The organism is Paenibacillus rigui (assembly GCF_002234615.1).
Taxonomy (GTDB): Bacteria; Bacillota; Bacilli; order Paenibacillales; family NBRC-103111; genus Paenibacillus_S; species Paenibacillus_S rigui.
This window is the reverse complement of sequence record NZ_NMQW01000011.1, coordinates 37474-52571: the sequence shown is the minus strand read 5'-3', so window position 1 is coordinate 52571 and position 15098 is coordinate 37474. Positions and strand designations below refer to the sequence as shown.

Genomic DNA, 15098 nt, shown 5'->3' with positions numbered 1-15098 from the left:
TCCCCCTTAATGGGTGTCGGGAACTTTTGTCAGCTCCTGGGACAGCAAAGCGCCCGTTTCCCTCTCTTTCGGACGCACCGCAACCCAGGCAAAGAAACCGATGACCAGTAAAATCAAAGCGACAAGCTGGAACGCATTATTGAAGCCGGTCGCCTGATCGGCGGAAACCTGAACCAGCTTGCCCGTAACATACGGAGCAATGACGCCGCCGAGGGAGGCGAAGGCCATAAATACGCCTTGGGCTTTACCTTGATGCATCGCCGGAACGATATCCACCAGAATAGCCGGTCCGATGACCAGCGTAATGCAGCCGAAGGTAAGTCCCAGGGACAGCAAAGCCACAGTAAGTGTGCTGGAAGCCACGACGGTCCCGAAGTAATAGCATAATGCCGCGGCGATCAGCACCGGCCCCAGAATAAACACCCGGGAACGAACCATGTTCCTCGTTTTACGGTAAAGCCAATCCGAAACGGAAGAAAACAGCAGCTGGGACAGCGTGATCATAATCCACGGCAAAGTCACCGCCACCTTCAATTCCCCTGCGCTCAAATGGCGCACCTTGGCAAAATAGTTGGGGAGCCATACCAGACCAATTGTATAGGACCAATAAGTCGCAAGTCCGCACAACGCAATGATGATAAAGCTTCTGGAGAACAAGATCGGCATAAATTTCGAGGGCGCTGCAGCGGGCACAGCCTGTTCCTTGGCAGGGGTCTCTGTGGTCTTAGCGGAAGTCGGGCTCTCCTTGGCAAACAAGACCCACAAAGCGATCCAGATCAAGCCGACAATCCCTGTAGCCAAAAAAGCCGAACGCCATCCGAAGGCTGTAATCATTTGAATTAATAACGGCGCGGACATCGCTACCCCGAGAGGGCCTCCGATGGAAACCAGCGTTAGGCCAAGCCCGAGCTTTTCCTTCGGCAGCCACTTGGAGGCTGTCGTCATCGCCAAAGAATACGACGGACCTTCGCCTGCCCCCAGAATAAGCCGGGTAATCAGCAAAAACGAAAAGCTGTACACAAACAAGGTTGAAAATTGAACTACCGCCCAAACAGCGGCCATGATGGTGATAGTAAGCTTGGTTCCCATCCGGTCGGACAATGCCCCCATCAGCACGGCCGATACTGCATATAACCAGAAAAATACGCTGCCGACAAGTCCCCACTGTGCCGGAGACAAGCCCAATTCGTCTATAATCTTCACGGATGCAAAGCCGATGACGGCTTTATCAGCGTTGCTTATGACGGTGAGAACAAACAAGAATACAATCATCATCCAAGCCTTACCCGAGGTGCGCGTTCCTGTATACGCTTTCATTTCATCCATGTTCATAGCCTCTCTTCTTAAAGGTAATGAAGTTCAGCGAGTCTCCCTTCTTGGAAAACCCGCTGAACGCATAAACGCTGATCCGCAAATCCCGAAGACTTGCGCCATCGTGGCCGGAAGTTTAAATAAAGGTCACTTCGACTGTACCGAGATGATGGAAATCCGCTGTCACGCGATCTCCTTGCTGTACTGCAATAGCTGCCGAAAGTGCACCGGATAAAATGACTTCTCCCGCTTCCAATCTGACGCCGTAGTCATGCAAGGCATTGGCCAGCCAGGCTACGCATGCTGCCGGGTTACCCAGGACGGCCGAGCCAGACCCGCTATTGATGAATTGCCCGTTGCGAAGCAAATCCATCGTTACTTTCGTCAAATCCATTTCCTTGGCGGAAAAGGTTTCATTCCCTAATACAAAGAGACCGCTGGATGCATTATCTGCGATGGTATCCTCTAATTTAATGGTCCAATCGGTAATTCGGCTATCCACAATTTCCAATGCGGGAACGATATACTCCGTTGCGTTCAGTACATCCTCCACAGTGACAGACGGGCCCTTCAGATCCGTATGGAGTACAAAAGCGATCTCCGCTTCGGCCTTTGGCTGGAACAAGCTGCTCACAGGGATCATCCCCCTGTTGCTTACTTCCATATGGTCCAATAGGTGGCCATAATCCGGCTGGTCCACTCCCAGCAGCTCCTGCATGGCGACCGACGTGAGGCCAATCTTTTTGCCTACAATTTGACGGCCTTCTCCCAGCTTGCGGGCGATTCCCTTCAATTGAATTTGATAGGCGTCATCCACCGTTAGATGGGGATATATATCCGTCAACGGCGCGACCATTTGTCTCCGCTCTTCCGCTTGCAGCAAATGCCGGTAGGCCTGATCTATCACAACTTTGGCTTCATTCGTCAAAGGAAAAACCTCTTTCTATAGCAATATGATGACACTGCTTCCTAGTTTTTATCCTTTAATAAAAAGTCAATAATAATCTGGTTGAACTCCTCGGGCTTCTCCCATTGCGGCCAATGACCGGCGTCCAGCATCACGCTTAATTCACTGTTCGGAATCATGTCCTGAATCGGCTTGGCTTCTTCCACCGTCGAGGTCGGATCATGATCGGTCCACGCAAGCAAGGTAGGCACATTGATTTTGCCGCACCACGACGGGTCCCAGCTGTATTGTTTTCTTGCTTCAATATCCTGAAGATAGACGATATGGTGAACGGCTTCCCGATAGGACGGCTGGGTATAAATTTTATAGCGCGCCTCGATCAGCTCTTCGGTCACTTGGCTTTTGTCGTACATGAGCCATTCCAATCTTGTTTTTACATTCTCATAGTTGGCCTCGAGCACCGCCTTCAAGGTCGATTCCTTCAGCCGTTGCATGACATCGGGCTTGTTGTTCACATTCCCCGGGGTGTTTAAGACCAAACCCATCACATACTCCGGATGATGAGCGGCAAACCATGCCGCTACCCAGCCGCCCAACGATTCTCCCGAAACAAAGACCTTCTTCAAATCCAGAGACTGGATAACCCCCAGCAGATGATCGCTGTAATAGTCGATGCCGTAAGGGCGATTCGGCTTTTCTGTGTAGCCGTGTCCAACCATATCGATACAAATGACGCGGAATTTCTCGCTTAAGCCGCGAATATTTTTGGCATAGGCTTCAATATGACCGCCCGTCCCGTGCAGCAGAATAAGAGGCTCACCTTGACCCGCTTCCAAAACTCTGGTTTTGATTCCATTGGCTTGGATATAATAAAGCTTAAACTCCAAATCGGCGAATTCGTTCCAAATCGTCATCTTAATCTCTCCCCTGCTTGAATTGTACGATGGCCATGCCCGTTACCCACTCTGGAATCGGCTCATAATAAGCGACTTCCGCGTCGAAGCCTTGAAGCGCCCCCAGCAGCACAAGCCAATTGCGTATTTCCTGTCCTCCATTGCCGCCGTGCTCTTCAATAAATTCAGCGCTCCATTGTCTAAGGGAACGAACGTCCTGCTCCGTGATCAGCCGTAAAAGTTCTCTGTCCCACTCTTCGTTCACCGGTCCGGATTGAATGCGGGTCACTCTCGTTTCTCTTGTTTTCAAGTACTCGTCCAGCTGCTTGATTTCTTCGCGGCCTTTTTTCAGAACCTGAATCAAATCTTGATCCTCCGGCTTAGGGCTGTCGATTTTCGGAATGGGTACCCAATGGGACAGTCCGCCTGATGCCACGAGGGCTACCTTCTTGTCCGAGTCCCATGACCGGATCGCCTTGCTGATTTGCTCCCCTACCTGGAAGCACCGCTCCATCGTCGGCAGAGGCGGCGCCGAAGTGTTCACTGCAATCGGAACGACCGGAATACCGAGCTCCGAGTTTAGAAAATAAATCGCTTGCGTGTGCCCATGGTCCACTTTCATCGATAAGGTGAAGGCAAAATCAACATGATGCTCCAGGCCGGTAAGCAGAATATGCTTGGCCAGCTCCTGCTCGACAGGAACCTGGTACTTGGGCAGCTGCCAATCTCCCCATCCTTCGCACTCGCCGATACCAATGGTGAAGGATGGCATATGGTTGTAAAAATAACTATTGAAATGATCATCCGATACCAGCACCAAAATGTCTGCGCCTGATTGCTTCAGCCATTGTTTCATTTCCGCCGTTTTTTGAATAAAGCGTTGTCCCTTGTCCCCGGCAGCGGCCTCATTGGTCATGATCATTGGACTGTGCGACATGGCAATACCTGCTATAATTTCAGCCATTCTCCCGTTCCCCCTTACATGTGTGAAATTGCTTGCTTCCATCTAAACTGCTTCGTGTCCTCCGTCAGGATCCCCCTTGGCTCATCGTGCAGGCAGCGGTTCCATTCCATCGTGACCGTACCCTTGGACAAAGCCAGCGGTGCTCCTGCATATTGGACTTGATTGCTCTTGACAATGACTTCCGTTTGCAGCCTGCTGCAGTCATCCGTTATCGTTACGGCATATCGGCCGGGAGCCGGAAGCATGCATTCTCCGTCATGTCTGAACCCGCTCCCGTTCCATTCGCCCAAGCTCTTGTAGCATTGCCCGAGAAAATGAGGCAGCTCCTCCACCCGCCCTTGCAGCAGCCTCTCCCGGATGCAGGTGGAGCTAATCTTCTCCCCCCTGTAGTCCACTTTCTCGACTTTGGTCGCTCCGATCAGGCCTCCGGCATCGCTCGCGAGCCGGTCTGTATGCCCCGCTCCCTTCGCGCCGTAAGAGAAATCAAAGCCTGCGACGGCATGGACGACACCGAGCGCCAACAAATATTGCCCAACAAACTGTTCCGGTGGAAGCGCGGCAAACGCTTTATCGAAGGCGACGATATAAAACCGGTCTACACCGAGACTCCGAAGCCGCTTTTCTTTCTCGGAGAGCGGCATCAAGGCATCCACTCGAACCCTTCCATCGGATAACACCGACTTGGGATGAGGAAAAAAGCTCATAACGGCCAAGGAAACGTTCATTTCCTGCGCTTTCATGGATGCCGTTTGGATCACTTCACAATGCCCGAGATGGAGACCGTCAAAGCATCCGAGAGCCATCACATTCGGCTCAGCCCTCTGCTGCCATCGCTGTAAATTGTCACGGTTCAAATAGATCGTTTCCATACCGTCTCCTTTCTGCCGCTTACTGTGCGGCAGGCGGCTCCTCTATCAAGGAGCGGTAGCGTCCGCTATAGAAAATAAGGGGCTCCGACTCCTCAAGCTTAATGCCGGTTACTTTACCGATAAATAACGTATGGTCACCTTCGACATGCTCCCCCGACAGCTCACAAGCGATTTGCACCACCGCTCCCGGCAAAACCGGCTTTCCGTCCAGGCGCTCGAACACGACTTCACGGTGCTCCTTCAGCTGACCGGCAAAGATCATTGACAGCTCCTGCTGCTCCGACGCTAAAATGTTAACGGTAAATATCCGGCTTTGTTTGATTTTGTTCAAAATCCGCGCTTTTTCCCCGATCGAAATGACAACCAGCTTGGGCTCCAAAGACAAGGACATGAAAGCGTTTGCAGTCATGCCATGAATTTCTCCCTCGCTTTCGGTTGCAATGACCGTTACCCCTGTAGCGAATTTCCCCATTGCTCTTCGAAATTCACGATCCTCCATATGAAATGCCCCCTGTTATAATCCGTTGCCCCTTACCCTCTGACTCCGCTATCAAAACCGAACAGCTCTTTACCATAAGCGGCGACAGAATCTTCATATAATGACGTCTTATGTGTAGCCACGGCTATGATGTCTCTAAGGAACAGCTCCATCGTTCCCCCTTTATAAAGGGCTCCGCCACCCAGCGTCAATAGAGCTCTGACCGCGATATCGGTACACATCTTGATGGCCTTGGTCCGGATTGCAAAAAATTCGGCCGGGCTTGTCGACGCGCCGTTCTGCTCATAGTTTTCCAGCAAGCGAACATATTGGTCCAGCAGACCCTCGGCCGCATGAAATTCAGTTGTCATTTCAGCCAATACTCTTTGGCTTCGAGGAGACTCGCTTTCGCGGACACCATCCATTAAGCGAACGCGGTTTTCGGTAAGCTTCTTGAACTCTGCGAGAATACGCTCAGCCCCGCCGAGAGCCATGTACGGAAAGCCCAGATAAAATGCAGGATAGAACGGCACGTGGTAGTAAGGATATTCCTTATCATAATCCGCTTCCGGCGGTCTTCTGGTGCTCTCAGCGGCTTCCAGCCGAAGAATGCGTTCCATAGGGACGTAGACGTTATCGGCAATGACCTGATTGCTGCCGCTTCCCCGCAGCCCGAATGTATCCCAGTTGTTCACCACTTGAATTTCCGACTTCCGCACAATCGGCAGACAAAACTCCGGCTTCGATTTCCCCGGAAACGTGATCATGACGCCTACGCCGACCCAGTCGCTAAACAAGACACCGCTGACAAAATTCCATTTGCCGCTGATCCGGTACCCGTCACCATCGCTTTCAGCTTTGCCCAATGCCGCGAAAATATCGCAGATCAAGCCGCCTTGGTTCACAACCTCGTCTCTTCCTGCAGGCGGCAGGTAAGCAGGCAGCATATTGTGAAGAGGATAGAGGTACGCCAGCCATGCAGCGGAAATATTGTAGTTGGCTACCTTACGGACCACCTGTGCGAACGTTTTCAAATCGATCTGAGGTCCACCGTACTTCTTGGGAAGCATCAGCCTCGAAAGCTGCGTTTCTTTCATGAGGTTGATGACATTTTCGGAAATCGTTGCATTTGCCTCCGCCTCAAGCGCTTCCTGCTCCGCCAATTTACCAACTTTTTCTGCCGCGTCCAGTACTTGAGCCACCACGTCATTTTGTTCCTTCAATACCAGGTTACTCATAAGTACACCTCTTTCGTAGTCATTTGACGGTTTCTTGTTCGTCACCAGCCTAAGCTGACCTGTCTCATGATCAAAATTGGCATCGCTTTCAAAGAAGCATCATGTCTTGTCATCACCGTCTTATCTATAGTTTAAATCGTTCCAGGGTGAGCGACTAGAGCACGAATTGTCCATCATTCTCCCCGAAGATAGATAGTTTTTGTTCATTGTCAAAGGCAGCCTGCCCACGCAAAAAATACCACCCGAAGCAAGGGAGGCCACTGAAAAAGTTACGGCTGCATGGACGGATCCTTCTTCCGATCGCTGTTGTCCCCGGATTTTATCCATTTCAACCCGCTTATCGTGGTCAAAATCCGTGGACAAAGGCGAACGTTACGCTTCTACAGAACGATTCCGTCCACTCCGCCAGTTTTTCAGTGGCCTCAAGCCCAGGTGGTATACCTTTTTAGTCATCTATTCCATATCCAGCTCCCCAAGAGCGATCAAGGATTTCATGATCAGAAGCAGCTGGTAAGTCTCGTTCGGGTCCCGGAGATCCTTGTTCAGCAGGCTTTCAATCTTCTCGATTCGATGCCTCAGCCCGCTCATCGATAAAGACAGGTCCGCCATTGTTTGTTCCAGCTTCCCGCCGTTAAGCAAAAAGATATACAGCGTCCGAAGCAGCTCTCTTGCTTTGGAATCCTTCGTGGTGTATAACGGGCCCAGCTCTTGCTCGGCGATCATCGTAATGCCGCTCTGATTTTTGGAATTAATCAACACCCCGACGATACCCAGCGATTGAAACAGAACAACGGGCTTCCTCATCGTCAGCCTCAGCGCGATCGCAGCTTCCTCATACGCCTTCGACGCATGCTTGATCTCGTTTCCCCTATTGCTGATGCCAAATTTATATTGCCCTTGAGGGTACTTGCTTAACAAATAATCGTGAAACGACTTGATGACATCATAGATGGCGGTCTGCCTGGACGTCTCTTCCGTTATCAATAAAACGAGGTTCCCGTCCCGGTGACCTGCCAGCAGGCGCTGCTTTTTTTCCTTGAAAAAGCGAAAGGTCGCTTCAAATATTTGCTCCTGCAATAGAAATTCCTCTTCGATGGAGCTTTGCGCGCGCCTGTATTCCATCACAGCGATAGAGTAAGGCTGCGTAAGATCCAGCCCCGTATACTTGCCTCTTTTGATTATTTCCGCAACAGGGAACGTTTCATCCAGAATTTGATCGAGAAAATTACCCTTCATTCGTTCAAAGGACTCAAATCTCGTCTTTTCATTCAGCAGGATGAGCGAGGCTGCGTTGGCTACCCGGTCCAGCAGCAGGTAGTTCTCGTCAAGCTTCTCCTCCTGCAGCTGCTTATACAGAAAAGAACAATACCCCAGTATCTCCTTTTGAACATAAATGGGCGCGATAAGAATGTCCAGCGCTTCGGTTCGAATCCGGTTTCTTCTGACCAACGGGACAGAGTCTTTAGCGGCAAACCCCTGCTCTTTATCCGCCTTTAGCTCCAAGTACTCGTGCTCGGTCAAGCCCGCATAAGCAATCGCTTCAAATTCGGTATCCTCCATGACGATCGGAACATGAATCAGGTTATAAACCATGTCGGCTATCGCCTTCAGCTGGCTGCCGTTGCTGACTTCCTCCGTTAATTTGTTTTGAAAGTCCGACAGCCTCGTCACGATATTTTTTTGCTCGAGCAATTGATCGTACGTATATTGAAGCTCCTTGACGATCGGCGTTTCATCGTAGAAATGCAGCTCCTCATCCTTCTCCTGCACCCATTCCTTCTGAGTCTTGATGACCCAGCGGCACTCGGCATCACCTCGGCCTACGCAGGTAATTTCCCGAGCCAGAAGCTGCTCTCCGAAGATGGTCGACATGAACCCGCTGGAGTAGCCGATCAACGTGTGGCAAACCTGTGTCTTGGAAATACCCAGCCGCTTGATATGCTCTGCTGCTTCATACGAGTCGATCCATACACCGGTTCCCAGGACGGAGAGGACTTTCCCCTGCTCTTCCTTCTTCACGACGCACTGATGCTGGATGCCGCGGATTTGGCCGCTTTCCATATGAAGAATAGGCCCATATTTGATGAGCTCCTCCAGGGACGATTCGGTTTTCATCGCTTCCTTCGCATCGTTGATCCCCATTTCCCACCCGAAATGGAACAGAAAGCCCTTCATTCTGTCGATTCCGATATTCCGGACCAGCTGCTGCCGAAGAATGCCAAAGGCCGATGAGGAAGTCGTTATTTTGCGCTCATCTGCCGTGACGCTGTGGTTATAGCTTTCTTCACAGACTTTGATTGTCATGCCGGAGTCCCTTCCCTTTTACAATGGAATAGTGCTGCAATCAAACAATAATACAAAGGAGATGGATTTGTAAACGCAAACATTGGAGATTCTCTCTTTAAGTATGTCCAAAATTATGCTTCACCTTGCACATCATAAAAGGTCTGCTGCGTCTTGCCTGTTCCTCAAGCAGGGACAAAATTCGCTGTGATCCCTCTAAATGATGAACAATCCTTGTTCTAGTCTCTTCCCGTCAAAGTTATTAGACTATAACTGAAGCAAGCGATGGCAAAGCAAGAAATTGCAATCGTTTACAAGAAGCCTTGAAGACGAATCTTAAGGGGGAATAGCTGTGGCTAAAGTGAAAGTCGCCGTTCTGGGTTCAGGAAATATTGGTACCGATCTGATGATAAAGCTGATGCGTTCCGAAATTTTGGAGCTGACTACCGTCATAGGCATCGATCCCGCTTCCGACGGGCTGCGCCGTGCCAGAGAGCTGGGCTTCCATACTATTGACAACGGCATCAAGGGATTCCTCGAACAGCCGGAATTGGCGGATATCGTGTTTGATGCGACTTCAGCCAAATCTCATATCCGGCATGCAAAATCGTTAAAGCAAGCAGGAAAAAAAGTGATCGATATGACTCCAGCCGCCGTAGGAGCCCTGGTGGTGCCAGCGGTAAATCTGGGAGCGTATTTGGAAGCGGATAACATTAATCTAATCACCTGCGGGGGCCAAGCCACCATTCCTATGGTAAATGCCGTCCATCGCGTCAGCCCGGTACAATATGCCGAGATTGTAGCAACCATCTCGAGCCGCAGCGCCGGACCAGGCACCCGCGCCAACATTGACGAATTCACCCACACCACTGCCCGAGCCATCGAGGAGGTCGCCGGGGCGAAGAAGGGGAAAGCTATTATCATTCTGAATCCTGCGGAGCCGCCCATCTTGATGCGGGATACAGTCTACGCTTTGGTTGAAGAGGGGACTATGGACCGCGAAGAAATTACGAAGTCCATTTATGACATGGTGAAAGCCGTTCAGGCTTATGTGCCCGGATACCGCTTAAGAACAGAGCCGATGTTCGACGGCAATCAGGTGACGATTTTCATTGAGGTCGAGGGTGCAGGAGATTACCTGCCCAAATATTCCGGTAATCTGGATATCATGACCGCGGCAGGCGTTAGGGTTGCGGAGGAATTTGCAAGAAGGCAATTGTCCCACTCGATTATTTAATCCACGGAAGGGAGCAGAAGGACAATGACCAATAAACGAGACGTCTATATCACGGAGGTCGCATTGCGCGACGGAAGCCATCCCCTGGCCCATCAATATACAGTAGAGCAAGTTTTGAGGGTAGCCAAAGCGTTGAACGATGCGAACGTCCCCTATATCGAGGTATCGCACGGAGACGGGTTGGCAGGATCGTCCCTGCAGTATGGCCTTTCGCGCACGAATGAGCTGGAGCTCATCGAAGCCGCCGTTTCCGTTGCCGATCAATCCAAAATCGCGGTGCTTCTGATCCCCGGGATCGGAACGGTCAAGGAGCTGAAGGAAGCGGCAGCATTGGGCGCCAAGATGGCGCGGATTGCCACCCACGTGACGGAAGCGGACGTAGCGCCTCAGCATATTGCAGCGGCCAAGGAGCTGGGCATGGAAACCGTAGGATTTCTGATGATGTCCCATATGGCCGAAACCGGAAAATTAGTCGAGCAGGCTCAATTGATGGAAAGCTACGGCGCAGATACAGTGTATGTCGTAGACTCTGCTGGGGCGCTGCTGCCGGATCAGGTTCGTGAGCGTATTCGCGCGCTTAAACAGCATATAGGTGTCAACATCGGTTTTCACGGCCATAACAATTTATCTCTCGCCATGGCCAACTCGCTCGTTGCTATCGAGGAAGGGGCAACCCGCATCGACGGGAGCGTACGCTGTCTTGGAGCAGGCGCTGGAAATACCCAAACGGAGGTGCTTGTCGCCGTGCTCGACCGCATGGGCATTCCGACAGGAATCGACTTGTACAAGATGATGGACTTGGCCGAGGACATCGTCGCTCCGATTCTGCCTACGCCTCAGGAGATCAAAAGAGACAGCTTGGTTCTGGGCTACGCCGGCGTCTATTCCAGCTTCGCGCTGCATGCCAAACGGGCTGCCGTCAAGCTCGGAGTCGACTCCCGGGATGTCTTGATCGAATTGGGCAAGCGCAAGGTTGTCGGTGGCCAGGAAGATATGATCCTGGATGTTGCCGCCGAGATTGCCGCAAGAAAGTAAATCCGCTAAAATGACCACCCGCATCATCATCATCATCGAAACCCTGGACTGTTGAGGACAAGCTCAACAGTCTTTTTTTTGCTGAAATGGAATAGTTTCCAGTTTCCCGATGCAATCTAAGGCTGAATAACGCGCTTGGGAAGGAGATCCATCCGTGATTGAGAAAAAAATTTCAAGCTATCAGCTTGCAATGATTGTGATCCTTTCTTCAGGCTTGCTGAACCATGTGACGGTCATCCCCATCCTGCTGGATACTTCGGGAAAAGACGGATGGATTACTGTCAGCTTAGCCTGCATCAGCAGTTTTTTATGGTTTCCTATCGTTCTTTATATCCTCAAAAGAATGAACGGCTTGTCGTTACTTTCGTGGCTCCGGCTCCATTTCAAGGGCTGGTCCTGGTTCGTGCTGGTGCCCCTCCTTCTCATCGTATACGGTACGGGGGCGACCACCTTGAAGGAGACGGCCCAATGGGCCAAAATCAATTATTTGCCGAACACACCGATGCTTGTCATTGTTCTCGCCCTGCTGCTGCTGTGCATGAAATCGGTAAATCTTGGATTAAAAGCACTGGCGCTATCCTCGGGCATCCTGCTGCCCTTTGTCGTATTGTTCGGTTTCTTCGTTATGTCGGGAAACATCCCGCATAAGGATTACACACTGCTGAGACCGGTGCTGCTCCACGGCTGGTCTCCGGTGCTGCACGGCTTCATCTATGCTGTCAGCGGCTTAAGCGAGCTGTTTCTAATCGTTCTGGTTCAGCATCGGGTTTCAGATAAAATCAGCTACTCGTTCTTTCTCACACTGTCGGTCATGATCGCCATCCTGACCATCGGCCCTTTGACCGGATCTATTGCAGAGTTCGGCGTTCAAGAGGCTGCTAAACAGAGGTACCCGGCTTATGAGCAATGGCGAATTTTGCAGCTCAGCCGGTTTATCGAGCACATGGATTTTTTATCGATCTTCCAATGGCTCTCCGGGGCTTTCATACGCATTGCATTATCGATATGGATGCTGACCGAATGTCTTCATGAAATTATCAAAGGCCAGAGAAGGATCATCGTGTGGCTGAGTGGAGCCGCTATCGGCTTATTCGGCATCTTCCCCTTATCGGATAACGCATTTATCACACTGATGTCGGAATACTATATTCCTGCGTTCGTGCTTTGTATAGCGGCACTTTCTTTCATCCTGTGGGGACGATCCTTATTTATTAATAAGGAAGGGAGAGCGACATGACAACCATCTGGAAGGAAGACACGCTGCGGGAATGGTTTCGCAATACGCCGGATGTGACGATTCAACATCATTCGCTTGCGGGCGGGGAACCCATTCTCTTACTCTATTGCAGCCATCTCTGCGATGGCCAGCAGTTGTATGAATCGGTCATTCCAGCGCTGCATTCAAGCACTTACACGCCAATCCCGTTCATTCCTGCACTGCATCTGGAGCCGTTCCTGGAGGAGATTACTGCAGCCGGGTTATCGAGGGCTGTATTTTCGGGAAAGGTCGTTTTATTCTGGGGGGCCGGAGCATCCGCATTTACACTCAACCTGTCCAATGCCCCCAAACGATCCCCGGAAGAATCCAGTCTCGATATTTCCATTCGCGGTCCCCGGGACGGATTTGTCGAGGATTTCGATACGAACCTTGCGTTAATCCGGAAGCGTCTGCGAACCGAATCCCTCGTGCTGGAGCCTTTTACGATCGGAACGCGCAGCGCGACACGGGTCGGACTGTTATATCTGGACGATGTGACTAACAAAGATACGATTGAGGTAGTCCGAAGCCGCATTCAGCGAATACACGTGGACACGCTGGTCAGCACAGAGCAGCTGGAAGAATATATCAAGGAACAGGGATTTACTTTTTTTCCGACGGTTCTGTATACAGGCAGACCCGATTTTGCAGTCGATTGCCTGTCCCGAGGCAGATTTGCTCTGATCGTAGAGGGAATGCCAGCGGTTATGATTGCGCCGGCCACCCTTTTTCTCATTCTGAAAAGCTCAGAGGACAATTTCTTTCCATTCTGGATTGCGGGTGTCGGGCGCGCCATCCGGCTTATGGGGCTGTTAATCTCTATGCTGCTGCCAGGGTTCTGGATTGCACTGACGTCATTCAATCAGGATCAGCTGCCTTTCCCTTTGCTGGCGACGATAACGCAAACCAGGATCGGTCTCCCGCTGCCGGCCACGATTGAATTTTTCATGATTCTGTTCATTCTGGAGTTATTCAGGGAAGGCGGAAACCGTTTGCCGCGGGCCATCGGACAAACGTTAGCTGTAGTAGGCGGCATTGTCATCGGGGATGCGGCGGTGCGCGCTGCTTTAATCTCTCCCAGCTTGATCGTCATCGGCGGCCTCTCTTCCATTGCCACAGCTACGATATCCAATATGGCTCTGTCCGGAGGTGCCACCTATCTTCGATTTCTAATTTTTTTTGCGTCTGCTATCTTGGGAATGTACGGTTTTATTTTGGCATGCATCTACACAATCCTGCATCTGGTTACGATAGAATCGTTCGGTCTTCCCTATATGTCCCCCGCCTCGCCCTTCTCCAAAAACGATTTGATGAAAGGCTTGCTCTCCAAGAGTTGGCGGGAAATCGATAAGAGACCAGGCAGTCTTCATACGCAGGACAACACACGCAAAGGACACGATAAGCTATGAACAGGAACCGGCTGCTGCGACTCGTCCTGGTCTCATGCTTCCCCATCCTCTTGTCAGGCTGCTGGGATGCCAAGGAAATTCAGGATAACAACTATATCAGTGCTTTAGGCATTGACTTTGTCAACGGTCGATACATCGTACACGCTCAATTGTTGGATTTCACCAGCGTAGCGAAGCAGGAGGGCGGGAAGCCGAGCGAGAGCGCCCGTGTCTGGGTGAGCAAAAGTACCGGAGCCTCCATAAATGAGGCGGTTAATAAAATGTACCAAAGCTCCCAGCAGTATATGTTGTATGCCCATGTCAATGCTATTGTTTACAGTGAGGCCGCACTTCGGCACGGCCCCCAAATTGTGTATGACTTGACCAATAGGTACCGGGAAATACGGTATACCAAATGGGTGTACGGCACAACGGAGCCGCTTGACCAGCTGCTGACTGTGACACCGTTCTTCAACGAATCGCCGATCGCCTCCATTCTCAATGAGCCGAAGGCCACATACAAGCAAAGCTCCTATGTGAAGCCGCTCCAGTTCCAGAGATATCTCGCCAATTATAACGAGCAAGGCAGAACGACGCTGCTCCCTTATTTGTCGATTAATAAGTCCACCTGGAAAGAAAACTTGGAAAAGCATAGTCTGCTGGAAATAGGGGGCGCCATGATCATTGATCACGGAACGCTGAGGGGAAGCTTGAACAAGGAGAATTTAAAAGGGCTAAGATGGGTAACCCCCCATACGGTTAGAGCCTTCCTGAATATAAAAGGGGGCACCTCGAAACAAGGAGAGCTTGTGGGTACTTTTGTCATCCGCAAGCCGAAGGTTCGGATCGAACCGCTGATTCGCGACGGGCGTTTAGCCTTTAACTTGCATATCCGCCTCGCAGGAAGCCTGAACGAGCTGGGGCAGAACGTCAGCGAAGCTGAGCTCATTGCCTTGGCCAAAAAGGAAGTGGCGAAAGAAATCAAAGCTACCTACCTGAAGGGTATCGCCATCAAAGCGGATATTTACCAGCTGGGCTACGCTTTACTGTTACAATCTCCAGCCCAATGGAACACATATTTCGGATCGAATGCGTTTCCCCTTACGGAACATTCAATTGAAGCCATTAACATTCAGATGAACATTGATAACACGGGTAAATACAAGCTTAGAACCTAGCTAGTACAGATGCCCTTGCAAGCTTAGGCTGAAGGAAAAGACATCCCGGTCCTTGATCG

General features: G+C 51.0%; 13 protein-coding genes. 5 read left to right on the top strand and 8 right to left on the bottom strand.

What is annotated here, in order from left to right; translation table 11 throughout:
* Positions 1-6: 6 nt before the first annotated feature.
* The 8 genes from CF651_RS07480 to CF651_RS07445 all read right to left on the bottom strand — a co-directional run bounded on the left by CF651_RS07480 (position 7) and on the right by CF651_RS07445 (position 8964).
* On the bottom strand, positions 7-1326 hold the full coding sequence (locus CF651_RS07480; protein ID WP_179232723.1) for an MFS transporter: 1320 nt from the start codon (positions 1324-1326) through the stop codon (positions 7-9).
* Positions 1327-1447: 121 nt separating this feature from the next.
* Positions 1448-2167, bottom strand: a complete 720-nt coding sequence (locus tag CF651_RS07475) for a 2-keto-4-pentenoate hydratase (protein ID WP_094014264.1) — start codon at positions 2165-2167, stop codon at positions 1448-1450.
* Between the two features lie 113 nt (positions 2168-2280).
* The gene (locus CF651_RS07470; RefSeq protein WP_094014231.1) at positions 2281-3132 is read right to left on the bottom strand and encodes an alpha/beta fold hydrolase; all 852 of its coding nucleotides are present in this window, start codon (positions 3130-3132) and stop codon (positions 2281-2283) included.
* Between the two features lies 1 nt (position 3133).
* On the bottom strand, positions 3134-4075 hold the full coding sequence (locus CF651_RS07465) for a DODA-type extradiol aromatic ring-opening family dioxygenase (protein WP_179232722.1): 942 nt from the start codon (positions 4073-4075) through the stop codon (positions 3134-3136).
* A gap of 14 nt (positions 4076-4089) precedes the next feature.
* Positions 4090-4944, bottom strand: a complete 855-nt coding sequence (locus CF651_RS07460) for an FAD synthetase family protein (RefSeq protein WP_094014229.1) — start codon at positions 4942-4944, stop codon at positions 4090-4092.
* 19 nt (positions 4945-4963) lie between these two features.
* Positions 4964-5443, bottom strand: a complete 480-nt coding sequence (locus CF651_RS07455; RefSeq protein ID WP_094014228.1) for a flavin reductase family protein — start codon at positions 5441-5443, stop codon at positions 4964-4966.
* Between the two features lie 32 nt (positions 5444-5475).
* Positions 5476-6660 carry an acyl-CoA dehydrogenase family protein gene (locus CF651_RS07450; protein ID WP_094014227.1) on the bottom strand — a complete coding sequence of 395 codons (1185 nt, stop codon included), beginning with the start codon at positions 6658-6660 and terminating at the stop codon, positions 5476-5478.
* A gap of 453 nt (positions 6661-7113) precedes the next feature.
* The gene (locus tag CF651_RS07445; protein WP_094014226.1) at positions 7114-8964 is read right to left on the bottom strand and encodes a XylR N-terminal domain-containing protein; all 1851 of its coding nucleotides are present in this window, start codon (positions 8962-8964) and stop codon (positions 7114-7116) included.
* A gap of 331 nt (positions 8965-9295) precedes the next feature.
* On the opposite strand from CF651_RS07445, the gene CF651_RS07440 reads away from it, so the two are divergent.
* The 5 genes from CF651_RS07440 (at position 9296) to CF651_RS07420 (ending at position 15039) form a co-directional block, all read left to right on the top strand.
* A complete protein-coding gene (locus CF651_RS07440) occupies positions 9296-10180 on the top strand; it encodes an acetaldehyde dehydrogenase (acetylating) (RefSeq protein ID WP_094014225.1) in 885 nt (294 codons plus the stop codon).
* 24 nt (positions 10181-10204) lie between these two features.
* Positions 10205-11215 (top strand): 4-hydroxy-2-oxovalerate aldolase, encoded by a 1011-nt coding sequence (gene dmpG, locus CF651_RS07435; RefSeq protein WP_094014224.1) that lies wholly within the window; start codon positions 10205-10207, stop codon positions 11213-11215.
* A gap of 154 nt (positions 11216-11369) precedes the next feature.
* Positions 11370-12452, top strand: a complete 1083-nt coding sequence (locus CF651_RS07430; protein WP_094014223.1) for a GerAB/ArcD/ProY family transporter — start codon at positions 11370-11372, stop codon at positions 12450-12452.
* On the top strand, positions 12449-13882 hold the full coding sequence (locus CF651_RS07425; RefSeq protein WP_094014222.1) for a spore germination protein: 1434 nt from the start codon (positions 12449-12451) through the stop codon (positions 13880-13882). The genes CF651_RS07430 and CF651_RS07425 overlap by 4 nt, the downstream gene beginning before the upstream one ends.
* Positions 13879-15039: a Ger(x)C family spore germination protein gene (locus CF651_RS07420; protein WP_094014221.1), complete on the top strand. Its 1161-nt coding sequence runs from the start codon at positions 13879-13881 to the stop codon at positions 15037-15039. The genes CF651_RS07425 and CF651_RS07420 overlap by 4 nt, the downstream gene beginning before the upstream one ends.
* Positions 15040-15098: the final 59 nt, after the last annotated feature.

Bases quoted from the DNA above. Each gene is read 5' to 3' on its own strand.
- CF651_RS07465 (WP_179232722.1), bottom strand. From the start codon at position 4,075: ATGGCTGAAATTATAGCAGGTATTGCCATGTCGCACAGTCCAATGATC.
- CF651_RS07425 (WP_094014222.1), top strand. From the start codon at position 12,449: ATGACAACCATCTGGAAGGAAGACACGCTGCGGGAATGGTTTCGCAAT.
- CF651_RS07460 (WP_094014229.1), bottom strand. From the start codon at position 4,944: ATGGAAACGATCTATTTGAACCGTGACAATTTACAGCGATGGCAGCAG.
- CF651_RS07450 (WP_094014227.1), bottom strand. From the start codon at position 6,660: ATGAGTAACCTGGTATTGAAGGAACAAAATGACGTGGTGGCTCAAGTA.
- CF651_RS07455 (WP_094014228.1), bottom strand. From the start codon at position 5,443: ATGGAGGATCGTGAATTTCGAAGAGCAATGGGGAAATTCGCTACAGGG.
- CF651_RS07420 (WP_094014221.1), top strand. From the start codon at position 13,879: ATGAACAGGAACCGGCTGCTGCGACTCGTCCTGGTCTCATGCTTCCCC.
- CF651_RS07445 (WP_094014226.1), bottom strand. From the start codon at position 8,964: ATGACAATCAAAGTCTGTGAAGAAAGCTATAACCACAGCGTCACGGCA.
- CF651_RS07475 (WP_094014264.1), bottom strand. From the start codon at position 2,167: ATGGTCGCGCCGTTGACGGATATATATCCCCATCTAACGGTGGATGAC.
- CF651_RS07470 (WP_094014231.1), bottom strand. From the start codon at position 3,132: ATGACGATTTGGAACGAATTCGCCGATTTGGAGTTTAAGCTTTATTAT.
- dmpG (WP_094014224.1), top strand. From the start codon at position 10,205: ATGACCAATAAACGAGACGTCTATATCACGGAGGTCGCATTGCGCGAC.
- CF651_RS07480 (WP_179232723.1), bottom strand. From the start codon at position 1,326: ATGGATGAAATGAAAGCGTATACAGGAACGCGCACCTCGGGTAAGGCT.